Source organism: Prevotella multiformis DSM 16608, from assembly GCF_000191065.1.
GTDB lineage: Bacteria > Bacteroidota > Bacteroidia > Bacteroidales > Bacteroidaceae > Prevotella > Prevotella multiformis.
In genome coordinates this window covers 381,894-402,601 of record NZ_GL872283.1, presented here as the reverse complement: position 1 = coordinate 402,601, position 20,708 = coordinate 381,894, and the positions used below count along the sequence as shown (strand labels likewise).

The following is a 20,708-nucleotide window of genomic DNA, read 5'->3' as shown; positions in this document are numbered from 1 at the left end:
CAGGGACCTACTATCCATCAGCCCCTCCTGACTGCATATAGGGAAAATCCCTTTAGTGGCCGGTTTCCTCTTGTGAAGAGGAAACTCGTATGATACCAATTTATCAATTCAGTTGCAAATTTATACTTTTTTATTGAAACCGACACCTCTTTTCCAGACTTTTTTGTTCGGACATTCTTATAAACAGTCTTTTTAACATCCTGACGGTTCAGAAAGCTGACGGTCTGACCAGGTGTCTGCTATACCCATTCACAGCTTTCGGTGAACACCATGCGCATTGAGGGTAGATACCTCGCGGTCTGCCGGCGACACACTGCCAGTCATCAGCCGGATGAATCGCAACCGATCGGTTCATCCGGCGGAACGGGCAGGATTCCTTTCCGGAGCAGAGGCCGGAACGACACAAGAAAACGCAAGCAGCCCGCTGCCTGTGACGGCAGCGGGCTGCTTTATATATATAATAAGGTATGAATATCTGTTCTGACGACCTCCGGGCTACGCCTCTGCGGATGCCGCCTCCAACTCATGCGAACGCTTCTCGATCTTCTTGCCCAATACGAGGTAGGCAACCGGTGAAGCGATGAAGATGGAGCTCAAGGTACCGATGATGATACCGATGATCATCGCAAAGGCGAAGCTGCGGATACTGTCACCGCCGAGGATGAAGATCGACACGAGCACGATCAGCGTAGAAACGGACGTATTGATGGTACGCGAGAGCGTCTCGTTGATGGAGTCGTTGAAGATTTTCTGGATGTCGGCCTTCAAAAGATTGTGCTTGTGCTTGCGGAGGTTCTCACGGATACGGTCGTAGACGACCACCGTATCGTTGATATCGTAACCGATCACCGTCAGGATGGCACCGATGAAGGTCTGGTCGATCTCGAGTGAGAATCCTATCCAGCCATAGCACAGCGAGAAGAATCCGATGACGATGGTCGTATCGAGGACCAGGCCGACGATCGAACCGACGGAGAATCCGATATTGCGGAAGCGCAGCAGGATGTACAGGAAGATGAAGAAGATGGCCAGCAGGACGCTCATGAACGCATTGTACGTGATGTTCTTGGCGATGGAAGGCCCTACCTTCGCACTCTGGATGATGGAACCGCCCTCACGGATGTCAGGGTTCTTGAAGTTGGCAACACTTGTCTGACTGACGAAACCGCCCTTCTTCAAGGCGCTGTAGAGGATGGTCTCCGCCTTGTCGTCCTCGAGCGGATCGTTCGACTCGATGTTGTAGTTCGTCGAAATGCGCACCGTCTTGCCGTCCGTACCCAGGGCGATCACGTTGGTGTTCGCCGGTTTGCCGGCATTCTCGCCGACGGTGTTGACGAATGCGCCGTTCATCACCTTGCGCACCTCCTCGACCTGTGTAGGCTTGTTCAGCGTGACCACATAGTTGCGGCCGCCGGTGAAGTCGATGCTGCGGCTCAGGCCACGGACAACGAAGCTGACGACACAGATGACGATGGCGACACCCCATACGGTGAAACTCCGCCTGTACATGCTGAGGAAGTGGAATTTCTTGTTCTGCATGAAGTTCTTGGAGACGGCCGTCGTAAACATCTGGTTCAGCCATTTGTCGTTGCTGACGCGGTTCTCGAAGACAAGACGTGTCAGGAAGACCGCCGTGAAGAACGAGATGATGATGCCGATGATCCATGTCGTGGCGAAACCACGGATAGGACCTGTACCGGTCACGAGGAGGATGACACCCGTGATGAGCGAGGTGAGGTTGGAGTCGAAGATGGCCGAGAAAGCATTGCCGTAGCCTTCATGCAATGCCTGTTTCATTCCCTTTCCGAGCCGCAGCTCCTCCTTGATTCGCTCGTAGATAAGCACGTTGGCATCAACAGCCGTACCCAGTGTCAGCACGATACCGGCGATACCGGGCATGGTCAATGCCGACTGGAAGGAGGCAAGCACGCCCAGCGTGAAGAAGAGGTTGGCGATCAGCGCCAGGTTGGCCATCATGCCCGGGATGACATTGTACATGACAATCATGTAGATCATCAGCAATACGAAAGCGATGGCGAATGACACAAGACCCTGCTGGATAGACTGGGCACCGAGCGTAGGACCTACGACTTCCTCCTGGACAATCTTTGCCGGAGCCGGCATACGGCCCGACTTCAGCGTGTTGGCCAGGTCCTTGGTATCCTCGATGGTGAAGTTGCCCGTGATGGACGACTGACCGCCATCAATCTCACCGTTGACACGGGGAGCTGAGTAGACAACGCCGTCAAGCACGATGGCTATCGCCTTGCCCACGTTTGCCTTTGTCAGGGCAGCCCACTCACGGGCACCCTCTGAGTTCATCGTCATGCTGACCTCAGGACGGCCGAACTGGTCGAACTGGTCTTTGGCATCTGTCACGACATCACCTTCCATCGGCGCGCGGCCGTCGGCAGTGGTGATCTTCAGCGCATAAAGCTCGTATACGTTCTTCTTGTTCAGACCGTCTGCCGGCTTGGCTCCCCATAGAAGTTTCAGGTCGCTTGGCAGTACCTGCTTGGCAAGCGGACTGTGAATCAGCTTGTTGATGGCGGCCGTGTCACGTACGCTGGCATAACCGACGAGGCTGAGCGCATCGCCCGGAATAGTCTGCAACATGGAGAGCAGCGGGTGCATCTTCTTCAGTGCAGCCGTCTGGACATCCTCACCGGCAGCGGCACCCTTGTCGGCCTTGAGGGCGAACTTCGGCGTTGCAGCCGGGTTAGCCTGTGCTTTCCGGGTTGAGTCTGCGGCAACGGTATCGGCCTTGGTATCGCCGTTGGCAAGGCGCTGGTCGAGCTGTGCGAGGTAAGGTGTAACCTCCTGGTTGTTGTAAGTCTCCCAGAACTCAAGGTTGGCAGAACCCTGCAGGAGCTTGCGCATACGTTCCGGCTCGCGGATGCCCGGCATCTCCACCATCAGACGGCCTTCCTGCCCTTCAAGCTTCTGGATATTCGGCTGGACGACACCGTACTGATCGATACGGTTGGTAACGACATTGTAGGAGTTGTCGATGGCTGAAGCGACTTCCTCGCGGAGTGCCTTCTCCACCTCGCTGTCAGAACTCTGCGTGCTGACCTTTCCCTTGAGCTGCTGCGTGGCGAAGACCTCGGCGAGCGAATGGCCCGGCGCCACCTTGTGGTAAGCATCGATGAAAAGCGTAATGAAGTCCTTCTGGCTGGTCATCTCTTCCTGTCTGGCCTCCGCCATCGCCTTCTGGTAAGCAGCATCCTGCTTGTGGTCGGCCAGCACGTCGACGACGTCGGGCACGGAAATTTCAAGTACGACATTCATACCGCCCTTCAGGTCAAGACCGAGCCCGATCTGTGTCTCAAGGCACTTCTGGTAAGAGTAGATACCCAGATACTTGACAGAATCCTTGTAATCCTGCTGCGCAATAGGGTCCTTGATCTTTGCTGCCTGACTGTCATAGTAGCTTGTCGCCACCGAGAAAGACAGGTAGAAGATACTTGCGAGCGTCAGGAGGACGGCTACGCAAATTACTAATCCTTTGTTCTGCATTTTATTATGATTGTTTTTAATTATTGTTCCGCTACACTTGATAGACGTGCAAAGATAAGCATTTTTTCACACTTTGGGAAATTTATACCTTATAAATATGTGCATTTTAAGGTTTCGGACGGTATTTGAGCCAGCAACAGACAGGGTAGTGGTCGGAAGTCTCCGCGCTGTCGTCCACCTTTGCGCCATACGGTTCGAAGTCGTCAGAGCAGAAGATGTGGTCGATGCGGAAGTACATCCCGCTGCGGTGATAGCTGATTCCGGGACCGTTGCCGCTGGCCACGTAGCAGTCGGTCAGCTCCCGGGCAATCGTCCGGTGGGTGTAGCTCAGCGGACTGTCGTTGAAGTCGCCGCAGAGGATGACCGGCACCTTCCGGTCGAGGTATTTCCTGACATAACGCGCCACGGCCACTGCCTGCGGCGCACGTCTTGCGGAGACCTCGCCCAGCTTTCTGAGCAGATGGAACGATTCGTTCCTGGCATCATGGGTGTCCATGTCTCCCTTCACCAGCGTCTTGAAGTTCTCCTTGTCGCCGGTACTCAGTCCGTTGCTCTCGAAATGGTTGTTGACGACGAGCGTCTTCGTCCCTTTGATGTCCACCAGATAAGCGACACTCTGGTTGCTGCCCGAGCCGTAAGGGATGCTGTCCTGCCAGAGCACAGGATACCTGCTGAGCAGTACCATGTGGTCGGCGCCGGGCTTTTTCTTCACCATCAGCCTGAAATAAGGATAATGCTTCTTCAGTGCGGGATAGATGCGATCCGTGCCTTCCACGTCCGCCTGCGCCTCCTGCAGGCAGACAATATCAGCCTTGCTCTTCAGGATGTAATCTACGATCGGGTTCTGCTCTCCGCCCGGCTCACTCCAGGTAGAAAACATGAAGACGTTGTAGGACAACACCTTGATGGAGCCGTGCGGCTTGTCTTCGGGCAGATTGAACGGCGAATAGTTCCGGACAGGGCCGTAACAGAGGAGAAAGCCCAGCAGCGGCAGCCAGACCGTACGCAGCCTGACGAAACACCACAGCACGAGAAAGCCGAGGTTGAACGCAAGGAGTATCGGGAAGCCCAGCCCCAGATTGGCCAGCAGCGGGTGGTCGACAGGATCGAGCCGGTCGACATTGCCGACAAGCAGCATCAACAGCACCACGATGCCGTTGCCTGCAACAAGCAGCCTGAACGTAATTTTCTTGATCGTCCTGTACATTTCGTCTTTATCTCATGATCTCTGTACCGGGGACGCTTCCCGGACCGGACAGACAGACTAAGGACAGCCCAAGCTGGTCGGAGCTGTATGTCCTGTTCCGGCAAGCAGTCCCGTCTGCTACTTCCTGCTACTGTCAAACAGTTTCTGTTTTTCCTCTTTCGACAGGCTGTCATACCCGCTCTTGCGTATTTTGTCGAGGATGCGGTCCACCTCCTCCTGCTCCCGCTTCCTGCGTGCGTTGTAGTCCCAGTCGCTGTCGCTGCCGGCCGTATTGCCCTGGGACGTACCTGCCCAGCCGCTGCGGCTCTGCCTGTCATAGCCTCCGGCACGGTGTCCCGACCGCTGTTCCCACGTATGCTTCATGCGGTCGAAGAACTGCTGTCCCCTGTTCATGCCGAAGTCGCCGTAGCCGGAATACGGATGTTTCTTCCAGTACCGGATCAGCAGGAACCCGAAGAGCATGCCGCCCAGGTGCGCCAGATGTGCCACACCGTCGTTGCTTGTCCCGATCGCCGAGAACAGCTCCACGGCCACGGATCCCATGACGATCCACTTCGCCTTGATGGGGATGGGGATGGGGATGATGAACATACGCTCCTCCGGAAACAGCATGCCGAACGCCAGGAGCACCGCATAGATGGCACCCGAAGCCCCGACCGTCGTCATCATGTTCAGATAGACCGACATGGGGACGATGCTCCCGCCCATCCTCACGGAGTCGTACTGCGCCAGTCCCTCCACGACATACGCCGCATACTGTGCCAATTCCTGGCACAGACCGGCCCCGATGCCGCAGACCAGATAATAGAAAAGGAACTTCCTCGGCCCCCAGACATTCTCCACGACCATGCCGAACATCCACAGCATGAACATGTTCATCAGGATATGCGTGAAGCCTCCGTGCATGAACATATAGGAAACCAACTGCCAGACATGAAAGTCGGAAGCCAGGAAGAAATGCAGGCCGAGGAGCTCGTTCAAGTCGATGTTCGACCCGCTCAGGACGTACGTGGCGATGAACACCAGCACGTTGATGACAAGAAGATTCTTCGTTACTACAGGTATGTTTCGCATTTACTGTTTTCTATATCTTTACGACTTTCTCATTAAAACACTGCAAAATTACGAAATTCTCCTGTCATCAAGCATGGAACAGGGGAGATAAAGGCTTAAATTTGTAAAAATCTACACTTTTCATTAGATTTTATTTGTTTTATAAAAGTAAACCGCTATATTTGCAGCATAATCCTGAATATCATTCATAAATTAATCAACAAATAAATCAAAATTATGAACAAGACAGAGTTAATCGAGAAGATCGCAGCGAGTGCCGGGCTGAGCAAGGCTGACGCAAAGAAAGCATTGGACGCAACGACAGAGGCCATCAAGGGCGCACTCGTGGCTGGTGACAAGGTACAGCTGGTAGGCTTCGGCACATTCGCTGTCAACGAGCGTCCTGCTCATGAGGGCATCAACCCGGCAACAAAGGAGAAAATCCAGATCGCTGCCAAGAAGGTTGCCAAGTTCAAGGCCGGTGCAGAGCTGGCTGATGCGGTAAACGCTTAAATTCGCAGACTGACTGCAACAGATAAGAGGCAGGCCCGACGGGTCTGCCTCTTTCCGTACAGGGAGAAATGAACGGACGGGAGCTGCAGGGCAAACCGCCCGGCAAAGAACCGGCAGCTGCATACCGTGCCGCAGCCCGCTACATGATCCCCGTCTGCCGGTCTTCCTTCTGCTGGATCGTCTTCCTGATTTCCTTATACGTCTTCCCTCTCGAGAGCCGCCAGTTGAAGCTGATGGTCAGCATATTGCCCAGATCCCTGCTGCGCTGGGAGATCTCCTTGTGCAGATATTCATTCAGCACCTGTGAGCGATACATCTGCGGATGCTGCTGGAAGGGATGCTGCAGGTAAAGCGAGACGGTGCAGTTTCCCAGCCGATAACCGGCGGTGAAATAGACGGCCGGACTGTTATGCCCCTGCTGTTCCCCCTCTACGAATTTCCAGCCGTTGTCCGCAAAGCCGGCCAGGGTCCAGCGGCCGAGATAGACCTGCACGTTGCCGCCACAGGTATAGGATGTAAGGTAATGACGGTAAAGACTGCTGACATTGAAGAAACGGTTGATTCCTCCGGCCAGGGTCAGGGACAGATGCTCGGGGATGAGATCATACTTGAGGTAGTCCTGGACGTAGAACATCCGTATGCTTCCGGCGTTCTGCTGCGAATAAAGGAACTGTCCGGCCGCCGTCCGTTCATAGACCCCCATGTTGCAGTTCTGGTTGTTCCGGTACTCCATATAGACGTTATTCGTCAGGCGCGGACGGCAGTAACTGACTTCCACCAGGTGCTGGATGACGCGCGAGGGCTTCAGGTCGGGATTGCCGACCGTCCACTCCCTGCTGTTGTTCCGGATGCGTGCCTTGCTCACCATGGCATAGGACGATACCCGGCGATAGGTCTGGAAGGTATAGCGCACGTCCAGCCCCTTCGCCACCTCGAAGCCCAGCGTCAGTTTCGGGCGGAACGTCCAGTAGTCGTACCGGAAGGCCGCCTGCGAATAGGTCTTGTCCGCCACGCCGGCACCCGCCGAACAGCTCATCCGTTTCCACCGCCCCTTCACCTCGGAGAAGAGATACAGTTCCCCGAGGTGGATTCTGTTCAGCGCCGACACGTCCCCTTCGTAATCGTTCCGGGTGTACTTCGCCATGTGCTGCACTCCTGCCGAGAGGGTGAAAGGCTTCAGCCGGTTCTCATAGACGGCTTCACTGCGCACCGTCCAGCTCCGTCCGTCGGCCCGGTAGGCGTAGTGTCCGCCCTCGTCATTCTGCGTCCGCCTGTCGGTATAGATGCCGGCCCCCACGATGTCCACCGTGACACTCTGGTGCTTCCCGAGCTGATGGAAGAAGTAGAGGTCCAATGCCGGGGAGAAACTGCTCTCCACGGCGGCCTTCCGGAAAGTCCCGGTCACGGCTCCGTCCCGCAGCAGGAAGTCGGCGAAGCTGCCGGGGCTGTTGCTGCCGTCGCCGGACAACGTCGCCTGGAAGACATACGTGGAAGAATCGGCAAGACAGTATTTCACCTGGAACATATTTCCCACCGTGCGGTTCCTTCCTGCCGTCTGCTCCCGGGAAACGAAGTGGTGGCTGCCGTCGGCCAGCAGGTAGTCCGCCGCCTCGGAGCTCCGCTCTCCACGGAAATCCTGATAAGAGAAGCCGTAGGAGAAAGACAGTTCCGAGTTCCTGCGGTTGAACCTGGCATAGACCCTGTCATCGCTGTTCCGTGCCGTGAGCGTATGCGTCAGGTCTGCCCCCACCGTATAGCCGCCGGTGTTCCGCTGCGTATGGATGTCGATGACATAAGCGATTCCCTCTCCATAACGCACCCCGGGATTATCGATGAAATCGATGTTTTTCACCTGTTTCGGATCCAAGGAGAGCATTTCCTCCTTGCCTGCCGGCACGCCGTTCAGCCGCAGCTGCACCTCCCCGTTGTTCATCAAGGCCGTGACCGTGTGCATCGTCTCGTCGACCCGGATGTGCGGAAGGGCGACCCTCCCCAGCAGACTGTACCCGTCAGCGGCGGACTTCCGCTGTGCTTCGGAAGGGACGACCAGCTGTCCGTCCACCTTGCGGATCACCTTTGCTGCCTCCACGGTGACCTCCTTCAACGTTACCTGCCCGGCCTGCTGCCCGGCTTCCCCCTCCTTCTGCGCCGGGACCGGCAGGGACAGAAGGGCCAAAATCCCCATACATACAACTTTTCTCATCATCTTTCGCATCTTCATTTTTTGCGTGCAAAGATAGCTTTTCACTGCCCGTCCGGCGAAAATAATCCCTGACATTTGACTGACATTGTGTTTTCCTTCCATCTGCCGGGGCATTTCCGCTGTTTCCGCACAGCCCCTCTCCCTTTCAAGGGGGAGTACGGGCCGAACCGTCCCCGGCCGGTCGGGAACAGGAGTACCAGGCGTTGGGAACAGGAGTACCGGCCGCCGGGAACAGGATTCCCGACCGGTCGGGAACAGGATTCCCAGCCGCTGGGAAACGCACCGCCGCTGCATCCCCCTGCCCTGCACTTTCCGGAAGCCGGAGAAGCGGAGATGTTATCTTTCATCAAAGTCATCAACGCGCGAGACAAACCTCATCACTCCGAATTCCTGAAGATCCGGAATAAAGGAAAACGGAGAAGAGCAACGGATTTCCGGGTAGCTTCCCGCTAAAGAAAAAAGCATTTTCTTCATCCGACTGGCTTATAGTTCGGGAATTTTATCTAAATTTGCGCCATAATAGCTAATATTCAATTACAAAACAACGTTCAAGATGAAAATCAAACACTTATTCTTGACTGTCTTGCTTTTTGTCACAGGGATGGTGTCTGCGCAGCAGATGGGGCCGATTCCCGTGAACAAGAACGTGAGACAGGGAAAGCTCAGCAACGGCCTGACCTATTACATCCTTCACAACGAATGGCCGGAGCATGTAGCCAACTTCTACATCGCACAGCGGGTCGGTTCCATCCAGGAGAACGACAAGCAGCGAGGGCTGGCCCACTTCCTGGAGCACATGGCCTTCAATGGGTCGGAGCACTTCCCCGACTCCACGCTGCTGGAATTCACCCGCTCGCTCGGCGTTGAGTTCGGCAGCAACCTGAATGCCTATACCAGCATCGACCAGACCGTCTACCGTGTCTGCGACGTGCCGACATCCCGCCAGAGTGCACTCGACTCCTGCCTGCTGATTCTCAAGGACTGGTCGAACGGCCTGACGCTTGCCGACAAGGAAATCGACAAGGAACGCGGGGTCATCCACCAGGAATGGCAGCTGCGCCGCAGCCCGATCATGCGGATTTATGACGACGTACTGCCGAAGTTCTATCCCAACTCCAAGTACGGACACCGTATGCCGATCGGCCTGATGAGCATTGTCGACAATTTCCCTTATCAGGACCTCCGCGACTACTATAAGAAGTGGTACCGTCCCGACAATCAGTGCATCATCGTCGTCGGCGATGTGGATGTAGACCATATCGAAAGCGAAATCAAGAAGCTCTGGGCGAAGTCTACCGTTCCGGCCGACGCGGCACAGGTCGTAGACGAGCAGGTGCCTGACACCAAGGAAGCCATCTACGTCTTCGGAAAGGACAAGGAGATGCCTTACAGCCAGGTAGGCTTCTGCATGAAGCACGATGCTTTCCCTGATGATCAGAAAGGCGATATGTACTATTACATCGACTCTTACGCCAAGGAAATCATCACCATGATGCTCGACCAGCGGCTGGAGGAGCTCTCGCAGAAACCTGACTGTCCGTTCACGAGTGCCAGTGCCGACGACGGCGACTACTTCCTCTCGAAGACCAAGGACGCCTTTGAAATGTCGGCATCGGCCAAGGACGGCAAGGACCTCGAGTCGCTGGCCGCCATCTACCGTGAGGCCCAGCGCGTGCGCCGGCACGGCTTCACCGCCGGCGAGTACGACCGCATGAAGGCGGAATACCTCTCCCGGATCGAGGCCGCCTACGTCAACCGCAACAAGATCAAGAATGCACAGTACGGCGACGAGCTGCGCGACCACTATCTCACCAACGAGCCTATCCCGGGCAAGGAGGACGAGTATCAGATCATGAAGCAGCTGATTGATATGCCGGCACTGAACGTGGACGTCATCAACAAGTATGCCCAGGAGCTCATCTCCGACAAGGACAGCAACTTCGTGGCTTTCATCTTCGCACAGGAGAAGGCCGGCAAGACCTATCCGACGGAGGCGCAGATGGCGCAGACCATCAAGGCCGTACGTGACGAGAAAATCGAACCTTACGTTGACAACGTGAAGCAGGAACCGCTCCTCGACGAAACCCGGCTGCCGAAGGCCGGCAAGATTACCGGCGAGAAAGAGAACAAGGTGCTCGGCTACAAGGAACTGACCCTGAGCAACGGCGCGCGTGTCATTCTGAAGAAGACCGGCTTCAAGGACAATGAAATCCAGTTCCAGGCGGTGGCCAAGGGCGGCAAAGGGCTCTATGGCAAGGCCGACTTCGACAACCTGCAGCTCTTCGATGCCGTCATGGGCAACAGCGGACTGGGCAGTTTCTCGCATCAGGAACTGCAGAAGGCTCTCTCGGGCAAGCAGGCTTCCATGTCGTGCACGCTGTCAAACTACTACCAGATGCTCGGCGGTTCCTGTGTCCCGAAGGATGTGGAGACGATGATGCAGCTGCTCTATCTCAACTTCACGGATGTCACCAAGGACGAGGCTTCGTTCAAGTCGATGATGTCGCAGTTCGAGCTGGCGTTGAAGAACAAGGACCTCTCGCCGGAGAGCGTCTTCTCCGACTCGGTCACCTGCACGATCTACGGGCACGAGGCACGCTTCGCACCGGTGACGCTGAACACGCTGAAAGGCGTGGACTACGACCGCATTCTCCAGATCTGGAAGGAGCGTTATGCCAATCCGGGACAGTTCGTCTACTACTTCGTCGGCAACTTCGATGAGGCTGCACTGCGTCCGCTGATCGAGAAATACATCGCTTCCCTGCCCAAGGGAAAGGCCGAGAACTGGAAGGATGTCTCGGGTTTCGCTGCCGGAAAGATCGAAAACAGGTTCACCCGCAAGTCTGAGACACCCAAGGCCATCGCCTTTGAACTGTGGCATGCGCCGATGGCCTATACGGTTGAGAACTCCGTCCTGACGGATGCCGCCGCACAGGTGCTCTCAATGGTTTACCTGAAGAGCATCCGCGAGGATGCCAGCGCCGCTTACTCCGTGAGTGCCGGCGGCGGTCTGCAGCGTCGAGGCGACAAGGCGGTGGCGATCATACAGGGCTACTGTCCGATGGACCCGAACAAGTCCGGTCTTGCCCTGAAGCTCCTCGCCGAGGGGATGAAGGACAACACGGTGAAGATGGATGCCGACAAGGTGCAGAAGGTAAAGGACTTCATGCTGAAGAATGCGGAGCTTTCCGCCAAGAACAACGGCCACTGGATGGACATCCTCGACGAGTACATCTGGACGGGTGTCGACCTCCAGACAGGCTACAAGGCAGCCGTAGAGGCACTCACCCCCGCCAGGCTTGCAGCTCACCTGAAGCAGCTGGTTGCTGCCGGCAATCATGCAGAGGTGGTGATGACACCGGGTAAGTAAAGGACGGTTCCCGCCACAGAACAGACAGGCGGTGCCAGGCGATGACGAACGTTTCCAAGCGTTCATCAAAAGCCTGCCACCGCCTTTTCCGTCTGTCCCCGGCGCCATCGGCCGCCGCCTTCCGTCCTCCTCCGAGAGGGCCGGGGAGGTCTCCCGCCACCTCTTATAATAATGTATAAATCTCCCCCTTTTATTTTGTTTTCCAAGCAAGTTGCAGTAACTTTGCACCCTTAAACGGAAAAGTAAACAATAAAACAGAGGAAATATGGCATATTTGTTTTCATCGGAATCCGTATCTGAGGGACACCCGGATAAGGTTGCCGATCAGATCAGTGACGCACTGCTCGACCAGTTCCTGGCCTACGACGAAGAGGCCCGGTGCGCAATAGAGACCTTCAACACGACGGGACAGGTCGTGATCATGGGAGAGGTCAGGTCCAAGGAATACGTCGACCTGCAGACCATCGCCCGGAAGACCATCAACAACATCGGCTACACGAAGGCCGAATACCAGTTCGACGGCAACAGCTGCGGCATTCTCTCTGCCATCCATGAACAGAGCGACGACATCAACCGGGGCGTCGACAACGGCGATGCCGAAAACCAGGGAGCCGGCGACCAGGGGATGATGTTCGGCTATGCCTGCGACGAGACCGACAATTACATGCCCGTCACCCTCGACCTGGCCCATCTCATCATGCGCACGCTGGCCGACATCCGCAAGGAAGGCAAAGTGATGACCTACCTCCGTCCGGACGCCAAGAGCCAGGTGACGGTAGAATACAGCGACGACAACCTGCCGCAGCGCATTGACACCATCGTTGTGTCGACACAGCATGACGACTTCATCAAGCCGGCCGACGGTTCGCATGAGGCACAGCTGAAGGCCGACAAGGAGATGGTGGACAGAATCCACAAGGACGTCGTCGAGATACTGATGCCCCGCGTAAAGGCGCAGATCAGGTCGGAGAAAGTGCTGGCGCTGTTCAAGGACGGCATCAGATACCTCGTCAACCCGACAGGCAAATTCGTCATCGGAGGGCCGCATGGGGACACCGGTCTGACGGGTCGGAAGATCATCGTCGACACCTACGGCGGCAAAGGCGGCCATGGCGGCGGCGCCTTCTCGGGCAAAGACTCCAGCAAGGTGGACCGTTCGGCAGCCTATGCGAGCCGCTATATTGCCAAGAACATGGTGGCTGCCGGCGTAAGCGACGAGATACTCGTACAGCTGGCATACGCCATCGGTGTCGCCGAGCCGGTCAGCGTCTACGTGAACACCTACGGCCGTTCGCACGTGAAAGCCTCCGACGGCGAGATTGCCGAACAGGTGAAAAAGCTGTTCGACCTCCGTCCGAAAGCCATCGAGAAGACATTGAAGCTCCGGCAGCCGATGTATCTGGAGACAGCGGCATACGGACACATGGGACGGAAGAACGAGATTGTAAAGAAGACCTTTTCAAGTCGTTATCACGATACCAAGACCGTGGACGTGGAACTCTTCACATGGGAGAAGCTCGACCGCGTGGACGAAATCAGAAAGGCATTCGGACTTTAATTGACAATGCCGACAACCGACTCCATCGTTCCCTCTTCCCTGTTGCTGAAGCCGGCAGCAGGAAAGATGAAGAAGACCGATTCTGCGACAAAGGCGGGCCAGACTCCTGTTCCGCCGGCCTTGCTGTGCCCCCGGAAGCAGAAGACCTTTCAGCTGACGGACATCCACTTTGCGGAAGAAGGCTACTTCAAGGGCAGCAAGTACTTCAAGACAGAACGCGGAAGCAGACACGCCGGCGGAGTTGAGGGCGTACCGGTCCCCTATACGGTCAGCAATGACAACACGATAACGGCCCTGCTCTTGGGCTGCTTCGTCATGGCGATGGTGGCATTCTCCGTGTCACGCAACTTCATTGAGAAGCAGATCAGGAGTTTCTTCCATATCGGCCGGCGCAAGGAATCGGTCACCGAGACGGACTATGAAGTGCGCTTCCAGCTGTTCCTCATAGCGCAGACCGCTTTGCTGGCAAGCATCCTCTATTACTTCTTTGCACACGGAGGGAACAACGGACGGCCTGAATGCGCATCCCACCTCGGGACGATAGGATGCTTCTGCGGCATCTTCATGGGCTACTTCCTGCTCAAGCACTTAACCTATGGGTTCGTCAACTGGGTGTTCTTCGACAGGAGAAGCAACGGACAATGGAACCACACATGGCTCTTCCTTTCCTCACTCGAAGGGGTGCTGCTGTTCCCGGTAGTCCTGCTTCAGGTGTATTTCTCATTGTCGGCGAATGCGGCACTGGTCTGTATACTGATTGTCATGTTATTCGTCAAAATGCTTGCTTTCCATAAGGGCTATTCCATCTTTTTCAAAAGAAAGGGTGTCGGTCTGCAAATAATTTTGTACTTTTGTGCGCTCGAATTGATGCCGCTGATGGTATTATGGGGCATTTTGCTGATTACAGATAACTATTTGGTAATAAACTTTTAGGACACGATGATAAAAAAGATCTTGGTTTCACAGCCGAAGCCGTCAAGCGACAAGTCGCCTTACTATGACATCGCAACGGACTTAGGAGTGGAACTGGTTTTCAGACCTTTCTTCAAGGTGGAAGGGCTCTCGGCGAAAGAGTTCCGTCAGCAGAAGGTCAACCTGTTGGACTATACCGCAGTGGTATTCACCTCCCGTCATGCCGTAGACAATTACTTTAATCTTGCCAAGGAAATGCGGATCACCATCCCCGAGGACATGAAGTACTTCTGTGTGATCGAGACCATTGCGCTCTACATCCAGAAATATGTACAGTACCGGAAGCGCAAGGTGTTCTTCGGCAATACAGGAAAGATCGACAGCCTCATCCCGACCATGCAGAAGCACAAGGTGGAGAAATACCTCGTACCGCAGAGTTCCGTACACACGGATGCACTGTCGAAGCTGCTGGATGCGAGCAGGCTCAAGCACAAGGAATGTGTGATGTACCGTACGGTCAGCAACGGTCTGACCGAGGAAGAGGTGAAGAACTTCGACTACGACATGCTCATCTTCTTCAGTCCGACAGGTGTGAAGGCACTGAAAGAAAACATCCCTGACTTCAAGCAGGGCGACATCAAGATTGCGGCCTTCGGCCCCGCCACCGCCAAGGAGGTAGAGGCACAGGGGCTGAAGCTCGACCTGCAGGCTCCCTCCAAGGAATATCCGTCCATGACAGGGGCACTGCGTTCTTATCTGGAGAAACAGAGGAAGGAACTGTGAAGTCCCCGCTTCCCTCCCTGCCGGACAGGCGGAAAGGAACGGGGAGAAGGCGCAGGGCATACAGGTATTACAAGCTGGAAAGGAATGGACAAGCAGGACGAAAGACTGAGAAAGAGCGAACGGCTGTGCAGCAAGAAGCGCATAGACCTGCTCTTCGGCACGGGTGGGAGTCATGCCATGACGGCATTCCCTCTGAAGGCCGTCTACCGGCTTATCGACAGCGTTCCGGCATCCTCTTCACCGGACGGTGACCCGGAGACAGCGAGTGTGCAGATGATGGTCAGCGTGCCGAAAAGGCATTTCAGACGTGCCGTGAAGCGCAACAGGGTGAAACGGCAGATACGTGAAGCCTACCGCAAGCACAAGCACTCCGTCATCCGGCACATGGACGGACAGGCCGGGAAGCAGCTTCTGATCGCCTTCATCTGGCTGTCCGACGAACTGTCCGACACCGCCGCCGTGGAACAGCAGGTGGGCAGCCTGCTCCAGCGCATAGGAGAACGTGTCTGATGGAAGAGCAGAGAAAGAACAGCCATCCGCCCTGCGAAGGACAGGCACGCAGCCGCCGGTTCCGTCCGCTGCACCTTCTCTCACGAGGTCTGTCGTGGCTGTTGATACTCCCGATACTGCTCTACCGGCAGTTCATCTCTCCCTTCACGCCGCCGTCCTGCCGCTTCACACCGACCTGCTCGGAGTATGCCAGGCAGGCTATCCTGAAGCACGGACCGTTCAAGGGACTTGCCCTTGCCGTCTGGCGCATACTGAGATGCAACCCGTGGGGAGGCAGCGGATATGATCCCGTACCGTGACAAAGGACGAAAGGGAACATCGCTGCCGGCTTGTCTTCCTTGCCTCCCAATAGCCTCTTTAACTCCCAATAATTCCATACGCCCCATATAACTGCCCCCATAACTCCATATAACTCCCAAAATAAAAGACATAGATGAAGAACTTTGTAGAAGAACTCCGTTGGCGCGGTATGCTGGCACAGATCATGCCGGGAACCGAAGAACTGCTCCAGAAGGAGATGGTTTCAGCCTACTTGGGCACCGACCCCACCGCCGATTCCCTCCATATCGGACATCTCTGCGGCATCATGATGCTGCGGCATCTGCAGCGTTGCGGCCATAAGCCTTACCTCCTCGTGGGAGGTGCAACGGGTATGATCGGCGACCCTTCAGGCAAAAGCCAGGAGCGCAACCTCCTCGATGCGGAGACCCTTTACCATAACCAGGAGGCAATCAAGAAGCAGGTAAGCAAGTTCCTTGACTTCGACGGCAGCGAGCCGAACAAGGCCGAAATGGTCAACAACTATGACTGGATGAAGGACTTCACTTTCCTCGACTTCGCCCGTGTCGTCGGCAAGCACATCACCGTCAACTACATGATGGCCAAGGACAGCGTGCAGAAGCGGCTCAACGGCGAGGCGCGCGACGGCCTCAGCTTCACCGAGTTCACCTACCAGCTGCTCCAAGGCTACGATTTCCTCTACCAGTATGAGAAATTCGGCGTGAAGCTGCAGCTCGGCGGCAACGACCAGTGGGGCAACATGACGACCGGCACGGAACTGATCCGCCGTACCCTGGGCAGCGAGGCAGAGGCTTACTGCCTCACCTGCCCGCTGATCACCAAGGCTGACGGAAAGAAGTTCGGCAAGACCGAGAGCGGCAACATCTGGCTCGACCGCAACCGCACGACTCCATACGCTTTCTATCAGTTCTGGCTCAATGTCAGCGACGAGGATGCCGAAAAGTACATCAAGATCTTCACGTCATTGGAGAAAGACGTCATCGACGCACTCATCGAAGAGCACCGCCAGGACCCGGGCCGCCGCACACTTCAGCGACGTCTCGCAGAAGAAGTCACCCGCATGGTCCACTCCCAGGACGACCTTGACATGGCCGTCGCAGCCTCCAACATCCTCTTCGGCAAGAGCACGAAGGAGAACTTGTTACAGCTGGACGAGCAGACCTTCGCCGACGTATTCAAGGACGTGCCGCACTATGAGGCGTCAAAGGATATTCTCGGCCAGCCGGCCGTCGAGGTCTTCAACCAGGAAGGAATGCAGATCTTCCCGAGCAAAAGCGAGATGCGCAAGCTCGTCAAAGGCGGCGGCGTATCCCTGAACAAAGAGAAGCTCGCAGCCTTCGACCAGCCCGTGACTGCCGACGACCTCATCGACGGCAAGTATCTTCTCGTACAGAAAGGCAAGAAGAACTACTCCCTGATCATCGTGAAATAAGTACTCCGGACTTATTCCCGCACAAAACTATGAAAAGCCTTACAGCATTCCGGCCGGATGCTGCAAGGCTTTTTCCGACCACATAAAAACGAATGTCCCACATCCTTTTACGGGGCAGAAACATCATCATTATGAAGAAACTGATTCTTTTCCTGCAATTGACCGCAATCCTTGTCTTCACTTCCTGCCAGAGTGAAGACTCTGAACCGGCCCCAGCACCGCAGCCCCCTGCAGAGGTGGAGAACACCATCTTCGTCTATATGCCATGGTCGGGCGACAGCGGCAATCTGTACTCATTCTTCAAAACGAACCTTCAGGACATCAAGCAGGCCGTCCAGTCACAGGGCGGACTTGGCGACAGACACCTCATCGTCTTCATCTCCAGCTCGTCTTCCAAAGGAGCGCTGATCAACGTGGAATACAAGGAAGGACACTGCGTGGACGATACGATGACGGTCTTCGACAACAGCCTCCCCGGGCAGCAGCTGAACTCTGTCAGCTGGATAACCGCCCTGCTGAAACGTGTGCAGGAGCATGCCCCAGCCCGCAGTTATTCGATGATTGTGGGCTGTCACGGCCTGGGATGGCTTCCCGGAAAGAAAGTGACAAGGAGCCGCCATGCCCGCTCTGTCTCCGGCGGACACGGGACAGAACGGCTGCCGCTGACCCGGTGGTTCGGCGGCGAGAAATACCAGACGGACATCACGACACTGGACAAAGGCATCGAACAGTCGGGAATCGGCAAGATGCAGTACATCCTCTTCGACGACTGTTACATGGCGAACGTGGAAGTCGCCTACGAACTCCGCCACAGCACGCAGCACATCATCGCCTGCCCTACGGAAATCATGGCGCACGGCATGCCCTACGACCGTCTCTGGCCGGAGCTGTCAAAACGTGTGCCTGACTATGGACGTATCTGTGACGAGTTCTACAATTTCTATGTCAGCTATACCAGTCCCTATGGAACCATCAGCGTAATCGACTGCTCGCAGGTGGAGGGAATGGCCGGTGTGATGAGAGACATCAACCGTTCGGGCAATCTCGTCACGGTCCCGGAGAATGACCTTCAGGTGATGGACGGTTACCAGCCTTCCATCTTCTTCGACATGGGCGATTACGTCAGCAAGACAGCACAGAACGAACCGGAGCTGCTGGCCCGATTCACACGCCAGCTCGCCCTCCTGGTTCCCTACAAGCGCAACACGCCCTCGTTCTTTACATCTGTCAGAGATCCCGAGAACGGCGACATCATGCCTATCAGCACTTTCTCCGGCATCACCATCTCCGACCCTTCAAACAACCCCAAAGTCAAAAATGCACTGGACGGGAATTCCTATTACAAGGCGACGCATTGACGGTCGGGAGTCGGCAGGCCGCACTCCCATAAGCCCGGGACAGACCGCTTTCTCTGCAAGGAAGAAATCACTGAAGATAAAAAATAACGAGGGTGTGTCAAAATGCAAATACCATTTTGATAATCTTACAGTTTGAAACAATCCAATAGAAATGACCATTTCTGTACTCGATTCTGAGTAAAGAAATGGTCTTTTCTTTGTTGTAGGAAAAACCTGCTTATAGTTTGAAAGTTGTCAAGTTATTCATCTGCATTTTGACACACCCTCGTTACGTTATTGCGGAAGAACGACAGATGCCCGGGACAAGGTAATTGTCTTTTGCTGATCAGACTACCGTGCCGTAACCGTAAACACCTTGGTTTCGTGAGGCTGCAGGTCGCCCTGCCAGATCTTGTGCCGAAGTGTAGTCTTGTGTTCCCATACATCCCTGAACGCATATTTCTGCGCCTTTCCTATAACTGACAGCGGCAGCCGGATCCCCTGGGGCTTGTCGGAAGGATTCATGACGGCAAGTGCCAGCCGGTTGCCGCTCAGCCGACGGAGGTAGACACGGCACACGCCGGGGAAGTCGACTCTGCGGGCAGCCTCTCCGAGTGCGTCCTGATTGATGGCAATCATCTCTTTGTTAAGGAGGATACGGCGTGTCGCCTCGTTCTCATTAAGGAGGTCGTGGCTCATTGCCAAAGGCGAAGCGAACATACACCACATGGACATCTGCGTCTGATATTCAGTATAGGTGCAGCCCCCCCCACCTAAATCGCTCGAAGGGCCGCCTTTCCCGTCAAGTCCGACAATGAGCATATCCATGTCGAGCCAGTGTCCCGGTCCGGCGTATTTATAGAGCGGTTCTGTGATATCGATGATATCCAGAATCCCCATGCCGCCTTGACCGACGATGTCCTTCCACATATCACGCACATCATAGCTCACACGCCAGAGCGAACCGCCGGCCTGCCGTGCCCACCGTTCGGGGTTCAGCTGCCCCCACTCGCAGACACCCAGGGCAATCTTCCGTCCGGAGTCCTGCAGTGCATCACCCATCTTCCTGTAGCGTTGATGGGCAACGGCACTGTCGGAAGGAGCATGGCAGTAGTCGTATTTCAGGTAGTCGATGCCCCATTCGGCAAAGGTCCTGGCATCCTGCTTCTCGAACCCATAGCTACCCGTATAGCCGGCACAGGTGAGCCGGGCGGCGTCGGAGTAGATTCCAAGCAGCAGCCCCTTCGAATGAACATAGTCCGCCAGTGCCTTCATGCCGCTCGGGAACTTGACCGGATCGGGGATGATGTTGTTCCGCTTGTCGCGTCCTCCCTGCCATCCGTCGTCGATGAAAATGTATTTATAGCCTGCTTTCGCATAGCCTGCAGAAACCATCCTGTCGGCAATCCGCCGGATAAGCTGCTCGCTGATGTCATCCTTGTACTTGTTCCAGGTCATAAAACCCATCGGCGGAGTCAGTGCCAGTGAGTCACGGCCGAGAGCGGCGGAAGCCGGCGCAGCCAGCAGCAAGGCCGAAAAGAACAGGACTGCCTTTCTGAGTTTAGATAGTTGACAAGTCATAAAAGTTGTATTTCAGGATAAAGCTCTAAACGGAAAATCCGCGGCTCCTTATTGGATCTGCGGATTTCCTGCTGTTGTCCCAGGCGGATTCGAACCACCACTGACAGAACCAAAAACTGTAGTGCTACCATTACACCATAGGACAATCGTGGGTGCAAAGGTAGTGCATTTTGGTTTAACGCCCAAATTTTGATGTATAATTTTATGAGGCAGTCCTCACCGTACCGTTCCCCCTCGCAGCATCATGTTTCAGCACAGAACATTCCGGTGTGACTTCCGCCAACGGACGGCCTTACGGGGCCGACTTCCCTCATCGCCCCCGCCTCTAAAATAAGGGTTCAGAACTTACTGATTGGCAGACGATTACGGGTACGCTTCCAAAAGGTGCCTGATTGCATGCCAACTAACGCCCGATTGAGACCCGAACAGG

The 20,708-nt window shown here is 55.5% G+C and carries 14 protein-coding genes and 1 tRNA gene; 9 read left to right on the top strand and 6 right to left on the bottom strand.

Translation table 11 applies throughout. From position 1 onward, the window contains the following. Positions 1-495 precede the first annotated feature (495 nt). From secDF to HMPREF9141_RS06960, 3 genes are all read right to left on the bottom strand, one after another. A complete protein-coding gene (gene secDF, locus HMPREF9141_RS06970; protein WP_007367918.1) occupies positions 496-3,519 on the bottom strand; it encodes a protein translocase subunit SecDF in 3,024 nt (1,007 codons plus the stop codon). A 106-nt stretch (positions 3,520-3,625) separates the two neighbouring features. Continuing rightward, positions 3,626-4,726 (bottom strand): endonuclease/exonuclease/phosphatase family protein, encoded by a 1,101-nt coding sequence (locus HMPREF9141_RS06965; protein WP_007367916.1) that lies wholly within the window; start codon positions 4,724-4,726, stop codon positions 3,626-3,628. Positions 4,727-4,843: 117 nt separating this feature from the next. Beyond that, positions 4,844-5,800 (bottom strand): rhomboid family intramembrane serine protease, encoded by a 957-nt coding sequence (locus HMPREF9141_RS06960; protein ID WP_007367915.1) that lies wholly within the window; start codon positions 5,798-5,800, stop codon positions 4,844-4,846. 216 nt (positions 5,801-6,016) lie between these two features. Here HMPREF9141_RS06960 and HMPREF9141_RS06955 point away from each other — a divergent pair, with 216 nt between their 5' ends. Next, positions 6,017-6,292 carry an HU family DNA-binding protein gene (locus HMPREF9141_RS06955; protein WP_007367914.1) on the top strand — a complete coding sequence of 92 codons (276 nt, stop codon included), beginning with the start codon at positions 6,017-6,019 and terminating at the stop codon, positions 6,290-6,292. A 139-nt stretch (positions 6,293-6,431) separates the two neighbouring features. On the opposite strand, the gene HMPREF9141_RS06950 is transcribed toward HMPREF9141_RS06955, so the two are convergent. Further along, positions 6,432-8,495 (bottom strand): outer membrane beta-barrel protein, encoded by a 2,064-nt coding sequence (locus HMPREF9141_RS06950; protein WP_040554956.1) that lies wholly within the window; start codon positions 8,493-8,495, stop codon positions 6,432-6,434. 553 nt (positions 8,496-9,048) lie between these two features. Between HMPREF9141_RS06950 and HMPREF9141_RS06940 the strand changes: the two genes are divergently transcribed. From HMPREF9141_RS06940 to HMPREF9141_RS06905, 8 genes are all read left to right on the top strand, one after another. Further along, positions 9,049-11,865: a M16 family metallopeptidase gene (locus tag HMPREF9141_RS06940; protein ID WP_007367911.1), complete on the top strand. Its 2,817-nt coding sequence runs from the start codon at positions 9,049-9,051 to the stop codon at positions 11,863-11,865. A 265-nt stretch (positions 11,866-12,130) separates the two neighbouring features. Beyond that, entirely contained in the window at positions 12,131-13,423 is a 1,293-nt protein-coding gene (gene metK / locus HMPREF9141_RS06935; RefSeq protein WP_007367910.1) for a methionine adenosyltransferase, read from the top strand. A gap of 6 nt (positions 13,424-13,429) precedes the next feature. Beyond that, a complete protein-coding gene (locus HMPREF9141_RS06930) occupies positions 13,430-14,356 on the top strand; it encodes a DUF4271 domain-containing protein (protein ID WP_007367909.1) in 927 nt (308 codons plus the stop codon). Positions 14,357-14,362: 6 nt separating this feature from the next. Next, a complete protein-coding gene (locus HMPREF9141_RS06925; RefSeq protein WP_007367908.1) occupies positions 14,363-15,118 on the top strand; it encodes a uroporphyrinogen-III synthase in 756 nt (251 codons plus the stop codon). Positions 15,119-15,202: 84 nt separating this feature from the next. Then, positions 15,203-15,628 carry a ribonuclease P protein component gene (gene rnpA / locus HMPREF9141_RS06920; RefSeq protein WP_007367907.1) on the top strand — a complete coding sequence of 142 codons (426 nt, stop codon included), beginning with the start codon at positions 15,203-15,205 and terminating at the stop codon, positions 15,626-15,628. Next, positions 15,628-15,927, top strand: coding sequence for a membrane protein insertion efficiency factor YidD (gene yidD / locus HMPREF9141_RS06915; RefSeq protein WP_007367906.1), 300 nt, complete (start codon positions 15,628-15,630; stop codon positions 15,925-15,927). Before rnpA ends, yidD begins: the two co-directional genes overlap by 1 nt. 134 nt (positions 15,928-16,061) lie before the next feature. After that, a complete protein-coding gene (tyrS, locus tag HMPREF9141_RS06910; protein WP_007367905.1) occupies positions 16,062-17,360 on the top strand; it encodes a tyrosine--tRNA ligase in 1,299 nt (432 codons plus the stop codon). Between the two features lie 131 nt (positions 17,361-17,491). Further along, on the top strand, positions 17,492-18,718 hold the full coding sequence (locus HMPREF9141_RS06905; protein WP_040554954.1) for a clostripain-related cysteine peptidase: 1,227 nt from the start codon (positions 17,492-17,494) through the stop codon (positions 18,716-18,718). Positions 18,719-19,048: 330 nt separating this feature from the next. On the opposite strand, the gene HMPREF9141_RS06900 is transcribed toward HMPREF9141_RS06905, so the two are convergent. Both HMPREF9141_RS06900 and HMPREF9141_RS06895 read right to left on the bottom strand, forming a co-directional pair. Then, positions 19,049-20,278, bottom strand: a complete 1,230-nt coding sequence (locus HMPREF9141_RS06900) for a glycoside hydrolase family 27 protein (protein WP_007367903.1) — start codon at positions 20,276-20,278, stop codon at positions 19,049-19,051. A gap of 74 nt (positions 20,279-20,352) precedes the next feature. Next, positions 20,353-20,423 (bottom strand) — tRNA-Gln (locus tag HMPREF9141_RS06895). Between the last annotated feature and the right edge of the window lie 285 nt (positions 20,424-20,708).

What these genes read in the sequence shown, in the direction of transcription:
- HMPREF9141_RS06965 (WP_007367916.1), bottom strand. Translation starts at nt 4,726, where the DNA reads ATGTACAGGACGATCAAGAAAATTACGTTCAGGCTGCTTGTTGCAGGC.
- HMPREF9141_RS06930 (WP_007367909.1), top strand. Translation starts at nt 13,430, where the DNA reads ATGCCGACAACCGACTCCATCGTTCCCTCTTCCCTGTTGCTGAAGCCG.
- HMPREF9141_RS06955 (WP_007367914.1), top strand. Translation starts at nt 6,017, where the DNA reads ATGAACAAGACAGAGTTAATCGAGAAGATCGCAGCGAGTGCCGGGCTG.
- HMPREF9141_RS06960 (WP_007367915.1), bottom strand. Translation starts at nt 5,800, where the DNA reads ATGCGAAACATACCTGTAGTAACGAAGAATCTTCTTGTCATCAACGTG.
- rnpA (WP_007367907.1), top strand. Translation starts at nt 15,203, where the DNA reads ATGGACAAGCAGGACGAAAGACTGAGAAAGAGCGAACGGCTGTGCAGC.
- HMPREF9141_RS06950 (WP_040554956.1), bottom strand. Translation starts at nt 8,495, where the DNA reads ATGAGAAAAGTTGTATGTATGGGGATTTTGGCCCTTCTGTCCCTGCCG.
- tyrS (WP_007367905.1), top strand. Translation starts at nt 16,062, where the DNA reads ATGAAGAACTTTGTAGAAGAACTCCGTTGGCGCGGTATGCTGGCACAG.
- HMPREF9141_RS06900 (WP_007367903.1), bottom strand. Translation starts at nt 20,278, where the DNA reads ATGACTTGTCAACTATCTAAACTCAGAAAGGCAGTCCTGTTCTTTTCG.
- metK (WP_007367910.1), top strand. Translation starts at nt 12,131, where the DNA reads ATGGCATATTTGTTTTCATCGGAATCCGTATCTGAGGGACACCCGGAT.
- HMPREF9141_RS06905 (WP_040554954.1), top strand. Translation starts at nt 17,492, where the DNA reads ATGAAGAAACTGATTCTTTTCCTGCAATTGACCGCAATCCTTGTCTTC.
- secDF (WP_007367918.1), bottom strand. Translation starts at nt 3,519, where the DNA reads ATGCAGAACAAAGGATTAGTAATTTGCGTAGCCGTCCTCCTGACGCTC.
- yidD (WP_007367906.1), top strand. Translation starts at nt 15,628, where the DNA reads ATGGAAGAGCAGAGAAAGAACAGCCATCCGCCCTGCGAAGGACAGGCA.
- HMPREF9141_RS06940 (WP_007367911.1), top strand. Translation starts at nt 9,049, where the DNA reads ATGAAAATCAAACACTTATTCTTGACTGTCTTGCTTTTTGTCACAGGG.
- HMPREF9141_RS06925 (WP_007367908.1), top strand. Translation starts at nt 14,363, where the DNA reads ATGATAAAAAAGATCTTGGTTTCACAGCCGAAGCCGTCAAGCGACAAG.